The 14,825-nt window shown below is 67.9% G+C and carries 12 protein-coding genes; 8 read left to right on the top strand and 4 right to left on the bottom strand.

Annotated elements, in window-relative coordinates; genetic code table 11:
• A complete protein-coding gene (locus VFA08_11990; protein ID HYZ14305.1) occupies positions 1 to 678 on the bottom strand; it encodes a hypothetical protein in 678 nt (225 codons plus the stop codon).
• Between the two features lie 115 nt (positions 679 to 793).
• On the opposite strand from VFA08_11990, the gene VFA08_11985 reads away from it, so the two are divergent.
• On the top strand, positions 794 to 1,276 hold the full coding sequence (locus VFA08_11985) for a GNAT family N-acetyltransferase (GenBank protein HYZ14304.1): 483 nt from the start codon (positions 794 to 796) through the stop codon (positions 1,274 to 1,276).
• Positions 1,277 to 1,285: 9 nt separating this feature from the next.
• On the opposite strand, the gene VFA08_11980 is transcribed toward VFA08_11985, so the two are convergent.
• A complete protein-coding gene (locus VFA08_11980) occupies positions 1,286 to 1,978 on the bottom strand; it encodes a DedA family protein (GenBank protein HYZ14303.1) in 693 nt (230 codons plus the stop codon).
• 232 nt (positions 1,979 to 2,210) lie between these two features.
• Here VFA08_11980 and topA point away from each other — a divergent pair, with 232 nt between their 5' ends.
• The 4 genes from topA (at position 2,211) to VFA08_11960 (ending at position 8,429) form a co-directional block, all read left to right on the top strand.
• A complete protein-coding gene (topA, locus tag VFA08_11975; GenBank protein ID HYZ14302.1) occupies positions 2,211 to 4,739 on the top strand; it encodes a type I DNA topoisomerase in 2,529 nt (842 codons plus the stop codon).
• 118 nt (positions 4,740 to 4,857) lie between these two features.
• A complete protein-coding gene (gene tmk, locus VFA08_11970) occupies positions 4,858 to 6,852 on the top strand; it encodes a dTMP kinase (protein ID HYZ14301.1) in 1,995 nt (664 codons plus the stop codon).
• The gene (locus VFA08_11965) at positions 6,833 to 7,957 is read left to right on the top strand and encodes a DNA polymerase III subunit (GenBank protein HYZ14300.1); all 1,125 of its coding nucleotides are present in this window, start codon (positions 6,833 to 6,835) and stop codon (positions 7,955 to 7,957) included. The genes tmk and VFA08_11965 overlap by 20 nt, the downstream gene beginning before the upstream one ends.
• Positions 7,958 to 8,054: 97 nt before the next feature.
• Entirely contained in the window at positions 8,055 to 8,429 is a 375-nt protein-coding gene (locus tag VFA08_11960) for a response regulator transcription factor (GenBank protein HYZ14299.1), read from the top strand.
• On the opposite strand, the gene VFA08_11955 is transcribed toward VFA08_11960, so the two are convergent.
• Positions 8,360 to 10,540 (bottom strand): histidine kinase, encoded by a 2,181-nt coding sequence (locus tag VFA08_11955; protein HYZ14298.1) that lies wholly within the window; start codon positions 10,538 to 10,540, stop codon positions 8,360 to 8,362. The genes VFA08_11960 and VFA08_11955 overlap by 70 nt on opposite strands.
• 173 nt (positions 10,541 to 10,713) lie before the next feature.
• Between VFA08_11955 and VFA08_11950 the strand changes: the two genes are divergently transcribed.
• Positions 10,714 to 11,121 (top strand): universal stress protein, encoded by a 408-nt coding sequence (locus tag VFA08_11950; protein ID HYZ14297.1) that lies wholly within the window; start codon positions 10,714 to 10,716, stop codon positions 11,119 to 11,121.
• A 2-nt stretch (positions 11,122 to 11,123) separates the two neighbouring features.
• Here the strand turns inward: VFA08_11950 and VFA08_11945 are convergent, their stop codons facing one another.
• A complete protein-coding gene (locus VFA08_11945; GenBank protein ID HYZ14296.1) occupies positions 11,124 to 11,792 on the bottom strand; it encodes a response regulator transcription factor in 669 nt (222 codons plus the stop codon).
• Positions 11,793 to 11,833: 41 nt separating this feature from the next.
• Between VFA08_11945 and VFA08_11940 the strand changes: the two genes are divergently transcribed.
• Both VFA08_11940 and VFA08_11935 read left to right on the top strand, forming a co-directional pair.
• A complete protein-coding gene (locus VFA08_11940) occupies positions 11,834 to 13,126 on the top strand; it encodes an adenylate/guanylate cyclase domain-containing protein (protein ID HYZ14295.1) in 1,293 nt (430 codons plus the stop codon).
• Positions 13,123 to 14,825, top strand: a 1,703-nt coding sequence (locus VFA08_11935; protein HYZ14294.1) for a histidine kinase, incomplete at its 3' end; no start/stop codon positions are given. The genes VFA08_11940 and VFA08_11935, both read left to right, overlap by 4 nt.

Here is a 14,825-nt window from a genome sequence, read left to right as displayed (position 1 = left end):
TTACGCCGATCGCGGTGTGCGCCCGCGATCGGTCGCCCGAAGGAACCGCGTCACCAGATCCCCCGGCCGCCGGTCGTCGAGCGGGCGAAACATCTCCTCGGGCAGGCGGTCGACCTCATACGTGTTGAGGAGCTCCTGGAGCACATCGTTCGCGGGGGTCGACCTGCCGACGGCCGTCGGCCGCCGCGAGTGTTCCGCGCACACCGGGCGGAGCCACGTTCCCCGCTGAACGACGCGGTCCGGCGCCGCCGGCATGCGCCCGCGCCACAGACACCACGCGCACACAAGCGCGAGTCGCGATGGGTACGCCTGTTCCGCGCGGTACCCCTTGGTGTGCTCGATCACGCGGCCCCACATGGCGACGCGACCGATCACGGCGGTGGATCGACCGGCGCGGGCGAGCCGCGCCGCATCCTTGACCGCGTGGATTCCGCACGTGCACCCGGGTTCTGGGCTGTGGTGCGACGCGGCGAGCTCCGGGTTGAACACCATGTACATGCGGGTGTGACTGCCGCTGCACGTGGCGCGGACCGGCTGGCGGGGCTCCCAGGCGGCGCGCGGCGTGGACGGCACGATGCGAAGGTCGCCGGTGGAGTTCCGCATAAGACGCCACGCGCGCCAACCCAGGATGGGCTCGAGCGACTGCTCGGCCTGGGGTGGGCGGAACGGGTTCTCCACGCGTTGGGCTCCTTCGTTCGAGCGTACGACCGGCGAGGGCGAACGGTTTGCCGGACGCAGACCGAGCGTTGGTGCGCTAGGGTTCCCTTCCAGTCCTTCCCCGGAGGCGATGCGCGTGAACGTTCGGCCCGCCGGGCCCGGTGACGTGGAGTTCCTGAAGAAGATGCTCTACGAGGCCGCGGCGTGGAACTCGGACTGGCCGCGCGAACGGATGATCGCCGCCCTCGCCGACCCCATGCTCGAGCGGTATCACCGTGAGTGGGGGCGCCGAGGGGACGGAGGAGTCATCGCCGAGCTCGACGGAGAGCCGGTCGGCGCCGCGTGGTACCGGCTGTTCACCGAGGAGGAGCCGGGCTGGGGGTTCGTCGACGAGAAGACGCCCGAGCTCGGGATCGCCGTCGCGCCGCTCCATAGAAGGAGAGGGATCGGGGAGACGCTCCTCCGCGCGTTGATGGTTCAGGCCCGGGAGGACGGGTTCCAGGCGCTGTCGCTGTCGGTCGCCGTGCACAACCGCTCGCGCATGATGTACGAGCGTGCGGGGTTCGAGCGCGTGAGCGAGGACGGCGAGTCCTGGGTCATGCGAGCCGATCTGTCCTAGCGTCGTTCGTCACGCGGGCTCTTCGGACGACTCCCGCGCCTGCTCCGCGATCGTTTCGGCCTCGGCGGCGCGCGCCACGAGCTCTAGCTCCTCCCGGCGGATCGTTCGGATCCGGCGCCACACGAACCACACACCGCCGACGAGGATGACCACGGCGATCCCCCACGAGAACGGGCGGAAGATCCGTTCGACCGTCTCCCACCGCCTGCCGAGGAGGTACCCGAGCCACGCCAGCAGCAGGCACCACGGAAAGCACCCCAGAACCGTGTACGTCGTGAAGCGCCAAAAGCCCATCCGGACCACGCCCGCCGGCAGGCTGATGAAGGTGCGGACCACCGGAAGGAGCCGACCGAGGAATACGGCGAGCTCGCCGTGGCGCTCGAACCAGTCGTGCGCCCGGTCGACCTCGTGGGGGCGGATCAACAGGTACCGACCCCACCTGTGGATGAACGGACGCCCTCCCGCGTACCCGGCCCAGTAGGCCAGCCACGAGCCCACGAGGTTCCCGCCGGTCCCGGCCAGGGTCACCAGCCACAGGTCGAGCTGCTGCTCCGGCGCCAGCGCCGAGGCCGTGACCAGCGCCCCGCCGAACAGCATCGTCACCTCGGAGGGGATCGGAACGCACGCCGATTCAAGGACCATCAGGGCGAAGATCGCCACGTAGCCGTACCTGGCGATCTCCTCGGTGACGAACGAGTTCAAGATGGCGAGCAGCGACAGCCTCCGCGCCGCTGGGAATGCGGCGACCCTACCATCGCGTTCATCGGACAGGTTCGGCCGCGGCCGGAGTTGCCTCCCGGGACATCTCCCGAGACCTCTTCCGAGACCTCAAGAGCGCTTCCCGGGTTGACGACGGGGTACTGGTACCCTCGCCGCGGAGGCCCCTGGAGGTAGCCGGCCTCCATCCTCCAAAAGAAACGGACGTGATACGCGCATGGCAAAGACCCTGGTGGTCGTGGAATCGCCCGCGAAGGCGAAGACCATCGAGAAGTACCTGGGCCCGGACTACGCAGTCCGTGCCTCCTACGGCCACATCCGCGACCTGCCCAAGAGCGACCTCGGCGTGGACGTCGATCGGGGCTTCCGCGTCACCTACGAGGTCCCCGAGGATTCCAAGAAGCACGTCACGGCGCTGAAGAAGGCCCTGAAGCAGTCGGAAGAGCTCGTCCTGGCGACCGACTACGACCGCGAAGGCGAGGCGATCGCCTACCACGTGGCCGATCTGCTGGGGCTCGATCCGGGTGAGGCCAAGCGCGTCACGTTCACCGAGATCACCCGTGACGCGATCCTGGAGGCGTTCCGCCACCCGCGGGAGATCGACCTGAAGCTGTTCGACGCCCAGGAAGCCAGACGCGTACTCGATCGACTCGTCGGCTACAAGATCTCGCCGATCCTGTGGCGCCGGGTCCGCCCGGGGCTTTCCGCCGGGCGGGTGCAGTCGGTCGCCGTTCGTCTGATCGTGGAGCGCGAGCGCGAGATCCGGGCGTTCCAGGCCGTCGAGTACTGGAGCGTGGACGTTCGCCTCACGCCGGATGAGGACGACCACGTGTTCACCGCGCGGCTGACCCAGATCCCGGAGGGCAAGCTCGCCGCGAGTCCCGACAAGAAGGGGATCGTCCTCTCGAACGAGACGGATGCGGCAACGCACGTCGAGCGTCTCCGGTCCGCCGGCTATCGGGTGGCGAACGTCGAGCGGAAGGAGCGCAAGCGCTCGCCGTCACCGCCGTTCACGACGTCGACGCTGCAGCAGGAAGCCGCGCGGAAGCTGAGCTTCACGGCGCGCAAGACGATGACCATCGCGCAACGCCTGTACGAGGGCGTCGACCTTCGCGGCGAGGGGACGGTTGGCCTCATCACGTACATGCGAACGGACTCCGTGAACCTCGCCGAGAGCGCGATCCGCGAGATCGGGGAAGTCATCAGGGGCGAGTTCGGGGAGCTATACATGCTGTCCGAACCGCGTCGCTACAAGACCCGTTCCCGGAGCGCGCAGGAGGCGCACGAGGCGATCCGCCCGACCTCGGTGCTGCGGACGCCGGATCGCCTCGCCAGCACGCTCGACCGCGATCAGCTGCGGCTCTACACGCTGATCTGGCAACGAACGGTCGCCACGCAGATGGCGGAAGCGCGGTTCAACCAGGTCGGCGTCGACATCGAGGCGACTCCTCAGTCGGGTGGTGCGACATACGGACTGCGCGCGACCGGACAGACGCTGATCTTCGACGGGTTCATCCGCGTGTACACCGAGGGGCGCGACGAAGGCATCGACGAGGACGCCGAGAGCCGCCTACCCGAGCTCACAGCGGACCAGCTCCTGCGGATGCTCGAGGTGCTACCCGAGCAGCACTTCACGCAGCCGCCGCCCCGATACACCGAGGCGTCGCTCGTGAAGACGCTCGAGGAGCTCGGCATCGGGCGCCCGTCGACGTACGCGTCGATCATCTCGACGATCCAGGACCGTGGATACGTCCGGCTGGAGGATCGCCGTTTCTACCCCGAGGACGTCGCCGAGGTCGTCACCGACAAGCTCGTCGAGCACTTCTCCGAGATCGTCGACGTGAACTTCACGGCCAAGATGGAGCAGGAGCTCGACGAGATCGCCGAGGGTGAGGCGAAACGCGCGGGCGTATTGAAGGAGTTCTGGGTGCCATTCGCCGAGGACCTCGAGCGCGCCGAGGAGAAGTTCGAGCGCTACGTCGAGGACCTCGACGAGGAGTGCCCGCGGTGCATAGAGGAGGGGCGGCGTCCTCCGGGCCGCCTGCAGATCCGACTCGGTCGGTACGGCCGATTCATCGGGTGCTCGCGGTTCGCCGAGGAGGACGGTGGATGCCGCTACATCCGCAACATCAACGGCGAGGAGCGCCCCGAGCCGGAAACGCTCGACGAGAGGTGCCCGGAATGCGGGCGTCCGCTCCAGCGCAAGGTCGGCCGGTACGGCCCGTTCGTCGGCTGCTCCGGGTACCCGGAGTGCCGCTACATCAAGAAGGACCCGCCGAAGAGTACCGGGGTGACCTGCCCGCAGTGCAAGCGCGGCGAGATCGTCGAGAAGCGCACGCGATTCGGCATGTTCTTCGGGTGCGACCGCTATCCAGAGTGCGACTTCGCCGCCAGCAATCCGCCGGTAAAGGATCGTCCGTGCCCCGAGTGCGGGTCGCTCCTTCTGGAACGTCCCAAGAGCTACCGTTGCTGGAACTGCGGGGCCGAGCTGGACAAGGCGTTCAACGTGAAGAAGCACGGGGATCCGGAGGCCGAGGCGGCCGCGCGCGCGGCGAAGGCGGCAGCGCGTGCGGAACGCGCCAAGTCCCGCTCCGCGAAAACCGCGGCCAAGCGCTCGACCGGGAAGCGCTCGACTTCCAAGCGGTCGCCGGCCAAGCGGACGTCGCGCAAGCGCACGTCGAGCGGCGCGACGGCGGCGAGCGCGGCCTCCCCCGACGTCGACTCCACCGGGGGCAGCGGGGGGTAGCACAGTGAGCGAAGCGAACGTTGTGCGGACCCCCGCAACATGAGGGGGCAGCGGGGGGTAGCACGGTGAGCGAAGCGAACGTTGTGCGGACCCCCGCGACATAGAGGGGTAGCCGGAGGTGTCGACGAGCTTCGCGGATGAGGTCGCCGCGCTCCGTGGCACCCGGCCCGCGACCCTCAAGGATCTCGTCACCAACACCCAGTTCTCCAGGCTCCTCATCGCGCAGACGGTCAGCTCGTTCGGCGACTGGGTCGGCTTCGTCGCGGTGACCGCGCTCGTCGCGAGCAAGGGCGGGGGCTACGCCGTAGCCGGCGTGATGGTCGCGCGCCTGCTGCCGGCGATCCTGTTCGGACCGCTCGCCGGCGCGCTCGTCGACCGGTTCGACCGCAAGACGCTCATGATCGGATCCGACATCGCGCGCGGCGGGCTCTATGTGGTGATGCCATTCCTCGGTCCGTTGTGGGCGATCTATCTGATCTCATTTGTCATCGAGTGCTTCTCGCTTTTGTGGACGCCCTCGCGCGACGCTTCGCTGCCGAACCTCGTGCCACGACGTCAGCTCGGCAACGCGACATCTCTCGGGCTGGTCACGACGTACGGCACGTTGCCACTCGGCGGCCTCGTGTTCGCGTTCCTTTCTGGCGGTTCAGATCTGCTGCCATGGCTCCAGGACAATCCGACATCGCTCGCGCTGTGGCTCGATGGCGCGACCTTCGCCGTCTCCGCCTCGCTGGTCTCGCGGATCCGCATCACCTCCCCCGCGCCGGCCCGCGTGGGGAAGTTCGAGCTGTCGCGCGTGGGGCGTGACATCGTCGACGGCCTCAAGTTCCTGCGCGAGAGCACGCTCGCATCGGCCATGACGCTCGGCATCGTGTCGGCGTTCAGTGCCGTCGGCGCGGTGCTCGCGCTCGGGCCCATATTCGCCCGAACGCTCGGAGCGGGTAACCCCGGGTGGGGAATCCTGGTGACCTCGTTCGGCATCGGCATGGGTATAGGGATGGCGTCCTCGAACAAGGTGGTCGAGTTCGTGGAGCGAGAGTTCGTCTTTGTCTGGTCGATCATCGCCGCCGCCGCGATGTTGTTCGTGCTCGCCTTGATCCCCGGCATCGAGCTCGCGGCGGTGATGACGGTCGTGCTCGGTGCCTTCTGCGGGTCTGCGTGGGTCAGTGGCTACGTTCTCTTGCAGGAGAACGTCACAGACGAGTTCCGTGGAAGAACGTTCGGATCGCTCACGGTGCTGTCGCGGCTGGGACTCTTCCTGTCCCTCACGGTGTTTCCGATCATCGCGTCGGCGATCGGCGAACATGACGTCACCATCGCGGACCGCCGGATCGACCTGTCGGGCACGCGCGCCGCGTTGGCGCTTGCGGGGCTCGGCGCGGTGCTCGCCGGCGCGTTCACGCGACGCGGTTTGCGCCGGTTTCGCGTGACGAGGCCACAACCGCTCGGATTGGTGCCGAAGCTCAAGCGCGCCCCCGCGGCGGGGCTGTTCGTCGCGTTCGAGGGCGTCGAGGGCGCCGGTAAGGGCACGCAGATCCGCCTGGCGCAGGAGTGGCTCGAGGAGCAGGGTGCCGACGTGCTCGTGACTCGGGAGCCTGGCGGGACCGAGGTCGGCGAACAGCTCAGGAAAGTGCTGCTCGGTCATGACACGGGACACCTCGAGCCGAAGACCGAGGCGCTGTTGTTCGCCGCGAGCCGCGCACAACTCGTCATGACGGTCATCCGTCCCGCGCTCGCGGAAGGGAAGGTCGTCATCGCCGACCGGTATATCGACTCGTCCGTGGCATACCAAGGGTGGGCGCGAGGCCTCGGCGAGCAGGACGTCTTGACCCTGAACGTGTGGGCGACGCAGGGCCTGTTTCCCGATCTGGTGATCCTCCTGCACCTGGAGCCCGAGGCCGGTCTCCTGCGCTCGCTCGAGGAGCCGGACCGGATCGAGATGGAGGGCGGAGACTTCCACGCCAAGGTCGCGGACGCGTACCTTCGCATCGCAGAGGAACATCCCGAGCGGTTCGTCGTCGTCGATGCCGACGGGCCGCCGGAGCAGGTTCACGACAAGGTCGTCGAGGCGCTGAAGCACGTGGTGAAGGAGCGTGAGGAGAACGCAGACTGAGTTTCCCGTCCTGGATCGCGTCCCCGGACAGGAGCGGGCGATCGCCTTCCTCCGCCGGGCGGCCGAACGTCCGCACCATGCCTACCTGCTCGCCGGTCCCGAGGGCGGCGGGAAGACGCTCGGCGCCCGCGCCTTCGCGGCGGCGCTCCTGTGTCACGTCGGCGGCTGTGGCGACTGCCGCGATTGCCGTCTCGCGCTCGCCGACAAGCACCCGAACCAGGTCGTCGTCGAGCCGGAGGGGCGCGACATCCACGTCGACACGGTCCGTTCGGATGTCTGGCACCCCGCGTACCGAACCGCGCCCGAACCCGGACGCAAGGTGTTCGTGATCCGTGAGGCAGATCGGCTGAACCTCGCGGCGGCGGACGTCCTGCTGAAGATCCTGGAGGAACCGCCCGCGGACACCGTGATCATGTTGCTCTCGGCTCGTCCGGACGAGCTTCCCGAGACGGTCGTCTCACGTTGTCACGTCGTGTCGTTCCTTCCGCTGTCGGAGCGATTCGTCTCGGACGCGCTTCAAATGGAGGGCATCGACGCGGAACGCGCCGGGCTGGCCGCTCGGCTCGCCGGGGGGAACCTCGGTCGAGCGCGCAGACTCGCTGCGGAGAAGGACGGGCTCGCGTTCCGCGATGTCGCAATTCGCGCGGTCGATCTCGCCGGCGCCGGCCCGGGGGGCGCGCTCGAGGCAGCGGAGCTCGTCCTGGCGGAAGCCGAGCGCTACAAGAAGGACGTGGCAGACAGTCAGAAAGACGATCTGCTGCCGTTCCTCGACGAGCGAGGCCGGCCAGAGGACACCTATCGGGCGGCGATCCGCAGGATCGAGGAGCGTCACAAACGACAGGTGCGCCGGGCCGAACGCGACTACGTCGACCGCGTCCTGCTCGCCGTCTCGGCCCTCCTGCGCGATCGGGTCGCGGCCGTGGTGGGAGGCGGATCGGAGGTCCTGATGAATCCTGACGTCACGCCCGCCATCGCGTCGGTCGCGGGTTCGGCAGGTGGCGTCGCCGCCGCCGAGGAGGCTCGGGCCGCCCTCGCCGAGGATGTCAACCTGAACCCCCGGCTGGTCTTGGAACAGGCGTTCCTGCGGCTCGCGTCGGCCGGCTGACCGGCCTCTGCGCGGTAGCACGGCGATGCAACTGTGGTGTTGGCATCACTGTCGCTGGGCTCGTCCCGTGCGACGCTAGACCGTGGAGGAAAGCGCGATGCCCGTTCGTGTGCTGATCGTGGACGACCAGGAGCCGTTCCGTATGGCGGCGCGTCTGGTCGTCGAGGCGACGGAGGGGTTCGACGTCGTCGGCGAGGCCGACACCGGCGAGGATTCCGTCGCGCTTGCGCGCGAGCTCACGCCGGACCTCGTCCTCATGGACGTGAACTTGCCCGGGATCAACGGCCTCGACGCCACACGCCAGATCCTCGACGGGCAGAGTGAGCCCGTCGTCGTTTTGTTGCTGTCGACGTACGAAGAAGAGGAGTACGCACCCCGCGCGGCCGAGTGTGGGGCGGCCGCCTACATTCCCAAGGCCGTCTTCGGTCCCGACCGGCTCGAGTCCGCCTGGGCGGCGGCGAAGCCTTCGTAGTTCGATCCGCCTTCTCCCACGGGAACCCTTCCCTGGACCGTCGTGCCGGCTCCGGGACCGCTCTTGATGTCGAGCGACCCGCCGATCGCGTCGACGCGATCGGTCATCCCTTGCAAGCCCGTCCCGCCCGTTACTGTCGTTGGGTCGAATCCAACGCCGTCGTCGCGAACAGCGAAGACGAGCTCGTCGCCGTCGCGACGGAGCTCTACGTCGATCTTCGTCGCAGATGCGTACTTCGCCACGTTGTTCAATGCCTCGAGGACACAGAAATAGACCGTGGCCTCGACGTGCTGGGGGTATCGGCCGACGCCGTTCGGGCTGACGCGGATCGGTACGCTCGACCGTCGCGCCTGCGCCTCCAGCGCCGCAGCCAGGCCCTGATCCTGCAACAGCGGCGGGTACACGCCCCTCGCCAGATCGCGGAGCGTATCGAGCGCATCCGTCGTCTCTGTCTGGAGCTGAGCGAGGAGCTCGTGCGCCTTCGCCGGATCGCGATCGATCAGCGTGTCGGCGAGCCGGATCTTCACGGACAGCGCGACGAGCTGCTGTTGTGCGCCGTCGTGGATGTTCCGTTCCAGCCGGCGACGTCCCTCGTCGACCGCGGCGACGATCCGGCGCCGGGACTCACGCAGTTCCTCGATCAGCTTGACGTTCCGGAGCACGAGGCCCGCCTGCGACGCGAGGTCCCGGATCAGCCGTTCCTTTGACGGGTTCATCGGGTCGTTCGCCGGCATGGAGACGGCAAGCGCTCCGAGCAGCTCAGTTCGGTCGCGCACCTCGACAGCCGCGTCGGACGCGAGCGATGGGAGGACGTCACCGGTCAGCGAGATGGCGCGCGGTTCGTCCCCCGTCGGCGAGACGGCGGCTGGTCGGAGCTCGTCCCCGACGCGGAGCCAGACGGTGGCCCGGCTCGCTCCCACGGCATCTCGCAGAATCCGGGCCATCCGTGGAAGCACGTCGTCGGCTTCGTAGGCGCTGCCGACTCGCGTCGAGAACTCCGAGAGGATCTCGTACGGCGTCGCCCGCCGTCCGTACACCACCCGATCCGCGATCCTCCGCGCCACGCGGAGCGACGGCCAGAACGAAACGCCGATCACGGCGGCGGCAACGACCGCCGCGGTGTCGCTCCCGCCCGCGAGCGAGCCGATCACGACGGCGACGACGACGAAGACCGCGGTGAGAAGCGCGGCGACGGTCGCGTAGAGCACCGTCTTCTTGACGACGACGTCGAGGTCGTAGAGGCGATACCTGAGGACCGCGACGCCCATGGCGACGGGGATGCCGATGCCGATCATCGAGAACGCCGCGAGGAAGAAGGCTTGGGCGAGGACGGTGTCGCCGAAACCCTCCCCGACAACGAGCGCGACGAGCAGGCTGGTCACGATCAGTGCGGCGGTGGTGCCGGCGACGTAGGCGAGCCAGCGGATCTGCTGTCGTTCCTCGCCACGCGATCGTCGGTATCGGAGCACGAGTGCCGCGAGGGACAGTGGAGCGATCACCAGCAGGCCGAGGCCGGCCGTCACGCCGACGATGTCGGCCAGCGGCTCTAGCGCATCCACGCCGAGCGGGTTCGAGACGGACGACGGCAGACCGGCGTCCTCGAGCGCCATCGGCGAGAGCGCATAGCCCACGACGAACAGCGCGATGAATGTCACCGCCACTGGCGGAAGGAAGCGCCACCGCGGCGTCGGCACGCGACCGGTCGGGTAGAGCGCCGCGAGGAGACAGATGCTGACGATGATGGGGAGCCACAGCATCTCCGACAGCAACGCGGCGAAGCTCCCCAGTGGCACCGCGCCGGGATGGGTCACGAACGCGTAGGTGCCGTACTCGCCGGTCACGCCGGTGAGCGCGAAGGCCAGGCCGATCCCCATCATCAACCATCCGATGACGTTGCCCCTGGCACGCGAGGCGAGGATCGCTCCGACCGTCGAGTACCCCACGACCATGGCTGCGGCGAAGGGCACGAACAGCACGTCGTCTTGCCCGAATCCGTTCAGGATCGTGAACGTGATCGCCGCCGCCAGCGCGAGGATCGCGATGGTCCACACAACCCACGGCGCGCGCGCACGGGTGGTGTCTCCGACGGCGGCCGCCTCTGCAACGTTCACGTAGGGATGCTGACACCCGACGACCCCCGCTCCAAGGGGGGCGACCCGCCCATTTGTGTGCCCGAACCACACCCGCGCCGTGGTGGTGGCACCCCCCCGAGGTTGTGGTGGGTGCGCCGTCGTAATGGGGGTCGGACGGACCTACGGTGGGCCGGTCGCAGAGGAGGACTCAGATGAAGAAGGTCCTGGTCGGGACGGATACGACGGCGTCGGCCGACATCGCCGTTCAGGCCGCAGCCGAAATCGCTCGTGTCGCCGGCGCCGAGCTGTTGGTCGTGCACGTCCGGTCGAACGGCGCGTCGCACGACGCCGCGGATCCGAGGAAGGCCGCGGATCCAGACCGATACCTCACCGACATGTCGCGGCGGTTCCCGAACGTGGACGTTCGAACACGAGCCGAGAACGGCGCCGCCGCCGACCGGCTCGTCGAGATCGCCGAGGCCGAGCGCGTCGACACGATCGTGCTGGGCAACCGCGGGACGCACGGTTCGTGGTGGCGCGTTCGTGACAGCGTTCCGAACATCGTCCTGCGGCACGCGCCGTGTTCGGTGTTCATCGTCGACACGCGGAGGGCGCAGTGACGCTACGCGTGGTCGCTCTCGCGGAGGAAGGCGAGCACCGCCATCACGCGTCGGTGCACGTCGGGCTCTTCCGTGAGAGCGAGCTTGTGGAACAGCGAGTTGATGTGCTTTTCGACGGCGCGCTCGGTGAGGAACAGTGCCTTGGCGATCGATGCGTTGTTCTTGCCTTGTGCCATCTGCTCGAGGACCTCGCGTTCGCGGTCGGTCACGTTCGCGAGCGGCGAGTGCGCCATCTTCTCTTTGGCGGAGACGAGCGACTCGACGACCTTCGGATCGAGGACCGAGCCGCCCTTCGAGACCTCGTTCAACGCCCGGACGACCTCGTCGAGGTCACTGACGCGCTCCTTCAACAGGTAGCCGAGCCCGGCGGCGCCGTCCTTCAACAGTTCGTAGGCGTACTCCTCCTCTGCGTACTGCGACAGGACGACGACGCCGACACTCGGATGCTCCTGGCGGATCCGCTTGGCGGCGTCGATCCCCTCGGTCGTGTTGGTCGGGGGCATCCGGATGTCGGTGAGGACGGCCTCCGGGCTGGTCTCCTCGACCTGGGCGAGCAGCTCGTCGAACGAAGCAGCGGTGCCGACCAGATCGACGGAGCCGGCGTGCTGCAGGAGCGCTGCAGTCCCCTCCCGCACGAGGTAGTTATCCTCCGCGAAGACCACGCGGATCATGGGCGGATGGTACATGCGGCCATCCGCCGGAGGGGCGCCGCTTGAGCATTCGGGTCGTCCTCGGCGAGGACAATGTGCTGGTACGCGAAGGCGTACGCGCGCTGCTGGATTCGTACGACGACGTGGAGGTCGTCGGTGTGGCGGCGGACGCGCCGTCGCTACTGCTCGCGGCCCGTGAGCACCAACCGGACGTCGTCGTCACCGACATCAAGATGCCTCCTAACTTCCAGCTGGAGGGCATCGACTGCGCGCACTCGATCCGCGACTCGCACCCAGGGACAGGGGTCGTTGTCCTCTCCGCCCACGACGACGAGGCGTACGCGATCGCGCTCCTCGGCAAAGGCCAGAGCGGGCTGGCCTACCTGTTGAAGGACCGAATCTCGCAGGGCGACGAGCTCGTCAAGGCGATCCGGGAGGTCCACGCCGGCGGGAGCGCGGTCGATCCGGTCATCGCCGAGCGTCTCTCGGGACGAGGGGACACGGGCGAACACGATCGCGAGCTGCTCGAGCTCATGTCGCAAGGCCTCGGCTACGCCGAGATGGCCGTGCGCCTCGGCACGACCCAGGAGGCCGTTGACCGCCGGGTGACGAAAGTCTTCACCACGATGGCGGCGAGCGCCGGAACCGGCGAGGCGAGCGCCGTCGACGATCTGAAGCGTCTGCACGCCGCGGTCGTCCAGAAGGAGATGGCCGCGAGCGCGTTCCGATCGTTCGTTCCGGAGCAGGTCGCGGTGAAGCTCCAGGCCACCGGCTTGACCTCGCTCCGCGAGGAGCTCGAGGCAACGATCCTGTTCTCCGACATCCGTGGCTACTCGACGCTGGCCGAGCGTCTCTCGCCCGGCGAGGTCGCTGAGGTCGTTGGCCGACACCTTTCCGCGATGGCGGAAGTGATCATCGACCTCGGAGGGATGGTCGATCAGTTCGTCGGCGACGCCGTCATGGCCGTGTTCGGTGCGCCGGACCCGGTCGAGGATCACGCCGTCCGGGCGATCACGTGCGCGCTTGCCATGCAAGCACGGCAGGCGAGCCTGAACCGTGAGGCCGACGAGGATGGTCGCCCGCACGTCACGATGGGCATCGGCATCAACACGGGTCGCGTCGTCGCTGGAACCGTCGGCGGCGCTGGTCGCCTCGAGTACACAGTTGTCGGCGACGCCGTGAACATAGCGGCGAGGCTGCAGTCCGAGGCGGCCGCAGGCGAGATCGTCGCGAGCGAGAGCACAATCGCAGCGGCCAGCGACATCGACGTCGAGCCGATGGGTCCGCGGCACGTCAAGGGACGCGAAGGGCCCGTGGAGGTCTACCGCGTCGTCTCGGATTCGGTTTCGACGTGAGGGCGCGCACCGCAGCACCGGCATCTCATGCGCTCCGAGCGCCGGCGAAGTGGCCGTGGTTCGCGCTCGCGATATTCCTAGCCATCGCCACGGTCTCCATGGTGGGAGTCGTCGCGAACGAGGAGTCGATCTCCGAGCAAGTGCCGTTCATCGTTGCGTTCTCGCTGTTCGGGATCGTTGGTGCGCTCATTCTCAGCCGCCACCCGCGCAACCGGATCGGGGGCTTGCTCCTGTACGGGTCGTGTATGACCGCCGTCTCCTTTGGTGCAGGAGAGCTCGGCACCTATCTCCTCGAGAGTGGCGCGACCGGAGGTGCCCTGCTGTCCGCCCTCTTTGTCATCTCTGGCTTGGGCTGGTTGTTCGGCATCATCCCCGTGCTCATCCTCATCCCGCTGCTGTTCCCAGACGGGCGGCTGCCGTCCCCTCGATGGGCTCCATTCCTCTGGGTTTGCATCGCAGCAATCGTTTATCTCTTCGTCGGCCTCGTTTTCGGGGAGCGGCTGCTCACCGGCTCAACCGAGGACATCGTGATCGAGAACCCGCTGTACATACCGCTGTTCGGCGGTATCGGAGTCAGCGACATCGTCGTTTTCGTGTTGCTGCTCGCCTGTATCGGTGGCTCGGTCACGTCGCTCGTGATGCGGTTCCGCCGATCACGTGGAGTGGAACGCCAGCAGATCAAGTGGGTGGCTCTCGCGCTGCTCCTTGTCCCGTTGTCATTCGTCCTGTCGGTGCTGCTGCCGGCGTTCGGTGTGTCCCCGTTCGTGGCAGACTCCATCATCAGCGGTCTCGCATTCACCGCGATCCCGCTGTCGATCGGAATAGCCGTTCTCCAATATCGGCTGTTCGAACTCGACGTCGTCGTCAAGAAAGCGGTTGTCGCCGGCACGCTCGGTGTCTTGACCATCGCCGTGTATGCCGGCGTCGTCGGCCTGCTCGGCATCATCACGTCCGAAGGCCGGAGCGCGGCGACCGTTTTCATTGTGGCGCTCGTGCTCGGGATCGCGTTTCGTCCCGTTACTCGAATCGCGCGGCGACTTGCCGACAGGCTCGTCTATGGAGTTCGCGCGACGCCGTACGAGGTACTGACCGAGTTCTCTGAACGCGTCGGCGAGGCGTATGCGACAGAGGACGTCCTTGGCCGGATGGCGCGAATCCTCGGCGAAGGCGTCGCCGCGCAGAGCGCGCGCGTGTGGTTACACGTCAGCGGGGAGCTGCGTCCGGCCAGCGCGTGGCCGTCCGACGCCGCGCCCCGGGTGGCGGTTCCCGTCATTGGCGAGCGTTTGCCGGAGATCGAAGGCGAGACCGCCGTCGAGGTCCGCGACAAGGGAGAGCTGCTCGGCGCGCTTTCGGTGGCGACGAAGGCGAGCGAACCCATGACCGTAGCGAAGGAGCGGCTGGTACGAGACCTGGCGTCGCAGGCCGGGCTCGTCCTTCGCAACGTTCGCCTCGTCGAGGAGCTTCGAGCCGCGCAGCGCCGGATCGTCGCCGCCCAAGACGAGGCGCGACGGCGTCTCGAACGGAACATCCACGACGGCGCGCAGCAACAGCTGGTCGCGCTCATCGTGAAGCTCCGCCTCGCCGAGTCGCTGGTGGCGAAGGATCCCGCGAAGACAGAGGCGATGCTCCAGGACGTTCAGAACGAGACGCAGACCGCGCTCGACGACCTCCGCGATCTCGCGCGCGGGATCTACCCGCC

It is taken from the genome of Actinomycetota bacterium, assembly GCA_035640355.1.
In the GTDB taxonomy this organism is placed as follows: domain Bacteria; phylum Actinomycetota; class UBA4738; order UBA4738; family HRBIN12; genus CALGFI01.
The sequence above is the reverse complement of the archived record's forward strand: the minus strand, read 5'-3'. Positions and strand labels throughout refer to the sequence as shown.

Bases quoted from the DNA above. Each gene is read 5' to 3' on its own strand.
- topA (HYZ14302.1), top strand. From the start codon at position 2,211: ATGGCAAAGACCCTGGTGGTCGTGGAATCGCCCGCGAAGGCGAAGACC.
- VFA08_11960 (HYZ14299.1), top strand. From the start codon at position 8,055: ATGCCCGTTCGTGTGCTGATCGTGGACGACCAGGAGCCGTTCCGTATG.
- VFA08_11950 (HYZ14297.1), top strand. From the start codon at position 10,714: ATGAAGAAGGTCCTGGTCGGGACGGATACGACGGCGTCGGCCGACATC.
- VFA08_11945 (HYZ14296.1), bottom strand. From the start codon at position 11,792: ATGATCCGCGTGGTCTTCGCGGAGGATAACTACCTCGTGCGGGAGGGG.